General features: G+C 69.5%; 3 protein-coding genes. 2 read left to right on the plus strand and 1 reads right to left on the minus strand.

Going from position 1 to position 5,583, the window contains the following annotated elements; genetic code table 11:
- Positions 1-847: aminotransferase class III-fold pyridoxal phosphate-dependent enzyme (locus AC1D12_RS23140; protein ID WP_477843101.1), on the minus strand; the 847-nt coding region annotated here is incomplete at its 3' end.
- 177 nt (positions 848-1,024) lie between these two features.
- Between AC1D12_RS23140 and AC1D12_RS23145 the strand changes: the two genes are divergently transcribed.
- A complete protein-coding gene (locus AC1D12_RS23145) occupies positions 1,025-2,437 on the plus strand; it encodes an aminotransferase-like domain-containing protein (RefSeq protein ID WP_477843103.1) in 1,413 nt (470 codons plus the stop codon).
- Between the two features lie 415 nt (positions 2,438-2,852).
- Positions 2,853-5,462, plus strand: a complete 2,610-nt coding sequence (alaS, locus tag AC1D12_RS23150; RefSeq protein WP_477843105.1) for an alanine--tRNA ligase — start codon at positions 2,853-2,855, stop codon at positions 5,460-5,462.
- Positions 5,463-5,583: the final 121 nt, after the last annotated feature.

The raw sequence follows: 5,583 nt of genomic DNA on the forward strand, positions 1-5,583 counted from the left end.
CGCCCGAGATGGGGAAGCCGCCGGCCATCGACTTGGCGGTGGTGATCAGGTCCGGCGCGACCGGCCATTGCTCGCTCGCGAACCAGGTGCCGGTGCGGCCGGCGCCGGTCTGCACCTCGTCGGCGATCAGCAGGATGCCGTACCGCTCGGCCAGGGTTTTCAGGCGCGCGATGAACTCGTTCGGCGCGACGTGGAAGCCGCCTTCGCCCTGCACCGGTTCGATGATGAACGCGGCCACGCGCTCCGGCTCGATGTCGTTCTTGAAGATCGTCTCCACCGAATGCAGTGCGTCGTCGATGCTGACGCCGTGCAGCGCGTTCGGGAACAGCGCATGGAAGGTCTCGCCCGGGAACGGCCCGAAGCCGGTCTTGTACGGTGCGACCTTGCCGGTCAGCCCGAGCGTCATCATCGTGCGGCCGTGGTAGCCGCCGGTGAACGCGATCACGCCCGGGCGGCGCGTGAACGCGCGGGCGATCTTGACGGCGTTCTCGACCGCCTCGGCCCCGGTCGACAGGAACAGCGACTTCTTCGCGAAGGCGCCGGGTGCCAGCGCGTTCAGCCGTTCGGCCAGCTCGACGTAGGGCTCGTAGGCGAGCACCTGGAAGCAGGTGTGGGTGTAGGCGTCGAGCTGGGCCCGCACGGCGGCGATCACCTCCGGGTGGCAGTGGCCGGTGTTGAGCACCGCGATGCCGCCGGCGAAGTCGATGTAGCGCCGGCCCTCGACGTCCCAGACCTCGGCATTGGCGCCGCGGGCGACGAAGATCGGGTGGGCCTGGCCGACCCCGCGGGCCACCGCGGCATGGCGGCGCGCCATCAGGACGGCATTGGTGTCGTGTTCGCGTTGCATGGCCAGGCTCCAGGGCAGGGAAAATTCGTGTGGGCGGACTGTAGGCAGCCGCTGCGCGCGCCGCCATGTACAGACGGTGCGGCGTTTCGGTGTACTGTGCAGGCCGCGGGGCCTGTACATGCAAGCCCTGATCCGGTGCGCCATGCACGAGGAAGCAGCAGTAGCCACGACACGCCGATGTTCACGCTGAACCCGAACTCCCCGATGCCGCTGGTCGGCCAGATCGTCGACGGCTTGCGCCGCATGATTGCCGAGCAGTCGCTGAAGCCCGGCGCCAAGCTGCCGTCGATCCGCGCCTTCGCGGCCTCGCACGGCGTGAGCGTCTTCACCGTGGTCGAGGCCTACGACCGGCTGGTCGCGCAGGGCTGGCTGGTGTCGCGCGCGAACGCCGGCTTCTTCGTGAAGCGGCGCGGCGGCGACGCCCCGGCAGTGGCGCCGCCGCCCAAGCCGGTGGCCGACCTGCGCTTCGATGCGCAGTGGTACCTGAAGCAGATTTTCGAGAACCGCAACCTGGCGCTCAAGCCCGGCTGCGGCTGGCTGCCGCACGACTGGCTGTTCGAGGACGGCGTGCGGCGCAGCCTGCGCCAGATGGCCGCCGACGGGGCCGAGCTGGGGGGCTACGGGCTGCCGCACGGGCACATGGCGCTGCGCATCCTGGTGACCGAGTCGCTGGCCGAGCACCAGATCGCGGTCGGCGCCGAGCAGGTGCTCCTGACGCAGGGTTCGAGCCAGGCGCTCGACCTCGTCGCGCGCCGGCTGCTGAAGCCGGGCGATGCGGTGCTGGTCGACGACCCCGGCTACCCGAACCTGATGTTCATGCTGCGCTTTCTCGGTGCGCGGCTGATCGGCGTGCCGCGTACGCCGGCCGGCTACGACCTGCCGGCGCTGGAGGCGCTGCTGGCCGAGCACCGGCCGAAGGCCTTCTTCACGCAGCCGCGGCTGCAGAGCCCGACCAGTTCGGTCACGCCGCTGGCGCAGCTGTACCGGCTGTTGCAGCTGGCCGACGCGCACGACCTGACGCTGGTCGAGAACGACATCTATGCCGACATGGACCCCGAGCCGCGGCCCTCGCTCGCGAGCCTCGACCAGCTGCGCCGCGTGGTCTACGTCGGCAGCTACTCGAAGACGATCTCGCCGAACATCCGCGTCGGCTACGTCGTTGCGCGGCCGGACCTGCTGGACGAACTCGCGCAGCTGAAGATGGTGTCGGGGCTGACCTCGTCGGACATCACCGAGCGGCTGGCCTTCGGCGCGCTGACCGAAGGCCGCTGGCGCAAGCACCTGAAATCGCTGCGCGACCGGCTGGCCGACGGGCACGGCCGGGTGGCGCAGCGGCTGGCGGGGCTCGGCTTCGAGCTGTTCAGCGAGCCGAAGGCGGGCCTGKACCTGTGGGCGCGCCACCCGGACCTGCCCGACGGTGCCGAGCTGTCGCGGCAGGCGGTGGGCGAGGGCATCATGCTCGGGCCGGGGCAGCTGTTCCTGGTCGAGCCGCGGCCCACCGGCTGGCTGCGCTTCAACGTGGCCTTCAGCGACGACGAGCGGCTGTACCGTTTCCTGGCGGCGCAGATCCGGTTGCAGGAGGCGGCTTAGGGTCGGCATGGGCGCGCGCAAAGGCGCGTGGGGGGAGGCCGTGGCGCGCCGGCCGGGTCGGTCATCGCCCCTGGCGGGGCGCTGACTTCCCTCCGCTGACTGGTTTCATGGCCCGTCGCCGAAACTCCCGCCACTCACTTCGTTCGTTGTGGTCAAACAGTCGGCGACAGTCAGTTCACGAAGCGCGCTGCGCGCGCGGGCCAGGAAACCAGCCAGCTCCGGCGACCCGGCTTTATTGGCGCTCCACGRCCTCCCCCCACGCGCCTTTGGGCACCGCCCTGCTCCTTTGGGAGATGACAAGCGAACAAGTGGGGTTGATACCCGGGTGTATCCCGGGCCGTCCCGATCCGGGCCGACAGGCCCTTTCCTATAATCTTCGGTTCCGCCCAGCCCGTTCCCCTAGAGAGAAAACCGGATGAAAGCCTCCGAGATCCGCACCACGTTCCTGAAATTCTTCGAATCGAAGGGGCACACGGTGGTCGCCTCCAGCCCGCTGGTGCCGGCCAACGACCCGACGCTGATGTTCACCAACTCGGGCATGGTGCAGTTCAAGGACGTGTTCCTCGGCAGCGACAAGCGCCCCTACGTGCGCGCCGCCTCCGTCCAGGCCTGCCTGCGCGCCGGCGGCAAGCACAACGACCTCGAGAACGTCGGCTACACCGCGCGCCACCACACCTTCTTCGAGATGCTGGGCAACTGGAGCTTCGGCGACTACTTCAAGCACGACGCGCTCACCTGGGCCTGGGAACTGCTGACCCAGGTCTACAAGCTGCCGGCCGACAAGCTGTGGGCCACCGTCTACATCGACGACGACGAGGYCTACGACATCTGGACGAAGGTGATCGGCCTGCCGCCCGAGCGCGTGGTGCGCATCGGCGACAACAAGGGCGCGAAGTACGCCTCCGACAACTTCTGGATGATGGCCGACACCGGCCCCTGCGGCCCCTGCTCGGAGATCTTCTACGACCACGGCCCCGGCATCGCCGGCGGCCCGCCCGGCTCGCCCGATGCCGATGGCGACCGCTACATCGAGATCTGGAACAACGTGTTCATGCAGTTCGACATGCAGCCCGACGGCAGCATCAGGAAGCTGCCGGCGCCCTGCGTCGACACCGGCATGGGCCTGGAGCGCCTGGCCGCAATCYTGCAGCACGTGCACAGCAACTACGAGATCGACCTGTTCGACAAGCTGATCCGCGCCGCCTCCCGCGAGACGGGTGAAAAAGACCTGTCGAACAAGAGCCTGCGCGTGATCGCCGACCACATCCGCGCGACCGCCTTCCTGGTCAGCGACGGCGTGATCCCGAGCAACGAAGGCCGCGGCTACGTGCAGCGCCGCATCATCCGCCGCGGCATCCGCCACGGCTACAAGCTCGGCCAGAAGAAGCCGTTCTTCCACAAGCTGGTGGCCGACCTGGTCAGCGAGATGGGCGCGGCCTACCCGAAGCTCGCCGCCGACCAGCAGCACATCACCGACACGCTGAAGGCCGAGGAGGTTCGCTTCTTCGAGACGCTGGCCAACGGCATGGAGATCCTCGACGCCGCCCTGGCCGGCGGCCAGAAGACGCTGCCCGGCGACGTGGCCTTCAAGCTGCACGACACCTACGGCTTCCCGCTCGACCTGACGCAGGACGTCTGCCGCGAGCGCGGCGTGGAGGTCGACGAGGTCGGCTTCGGCGCGGCGATGGAGCAGCAGAAGGCGGCCGGCCGCGCGGCCGGCAAGTTCAAGATGGCGCGCGCCGTGGAGTACACCGGCGCCGGCCATGCGTTCACCGGCTACGAGCACCTGCAGGAGCAGGCGACCGTCGCGGCGCTCTACCAGGAGGGCAGCCCGGTGCAGCAGCTGCTCGAAGGCCAGACCGGCATCGTCGTGCTGAGCGTGACGCCGTTCTACGCCGAGAGCGGCGGCCAGGTCGGCGACCAGGGCTCGCTGAGCGCCGAGGGCGCGCTGTTCGGCGTGCAGGACACCCAGAAGATCAAGGCCGACGTGTTCGGCCACCACGGCGTGATGAGCCAGGGCAAGCTGTCGGTGGGCGACACCGTCACCGCGCGCGTCGACGCCGACCTGCGCGCGGCCACCGTGCGCAACCACAGCGCCACCCACCTGATGCACAAGGCGCTGCGCGAGGTGCTGGGCACGCACGTGCAGCAGAAGGGCTCGCTGGTCGACGCCGAGAAGACGCGCTTCGACTTCGCGCACAACGCGCCGGTCACGCCGCAGCARATCGCCGAGATCGAGCGCCGCGTCAACGCCGAGATCCTCGCCAACGCGGCCACCCAGGCGCGCGTGATGGACATCGAATCGGCCCAGAAGACCGGCGCGATGATGCTGTTCGGCGAGAAGTACGGCGAGACCGTGCGCGTGCTCGACATCGGCAGCAGCCGCGAGCTGTGCGGCGGCACGCATGTGCAGCGCACCGGCGACATCGGCCTGTTCAAGGTGGTGGCCGAGAGCGGCGTGGCCGCCGGCGTGCGCCGCATCGAGGCGGTGACCGGCGCGAATGCGCTGACCTACCTGCAGACGCTCGAAGGCACGCTGCACCAGCTGGCCGCGACGCTGAAGGCCGCGCCCACCGAGGTGCCGCAGCGCTTGGCGCAGGTGCTGGAGCAGGTGCGTGCGCTCGAGAAGGAACTCGGCGCCGTGAAGGGCAAGCTCGCGTCGTCGCAGGGCGATGAACTGGTCGGCCAGGCGGTCGACGTGAAGGGCCTGAAGGTGCTGGCCGCGCGCCTGGAGGGTGCCGATGCGAAGACGCTGCGTGAGACGCTCGACAAGCTGAAGGACAAGCTGAAGACGGCGGTCATCGTGCTGGCGGCGGTCGACGGCGACAAGGTGCAGTTGGCGGCCGGCGTCACCGCCGACAGCGTCGGCAAGCTCAAGGCCGGCGAGCTGGTCAACTTCGTCGCGCAGCAGGTCGGCGGCAAGGGCGGCGGCAAGGCCGACATGGCGATGGCCGGCGGCACCGATGCATCGCAGCTGCCGCAGGCGCTCGCCTCGGTGCAGGGCTGGGTGGCGGGCAAGCTCTGAACCGCCGATGCTGAATTGGCAGATCCGGCCGTGCCGTCGTGACGACGAAGCGGCGCTGATCGCGCTGTGGCAGGCCTGCGGGCTGACGCGGCCGTGGAACGATCCGGCCAAGGACATCGCC

It is taken from the genome of Rhizobacter sp. P1_G5 (assembly GCF_056405435.1).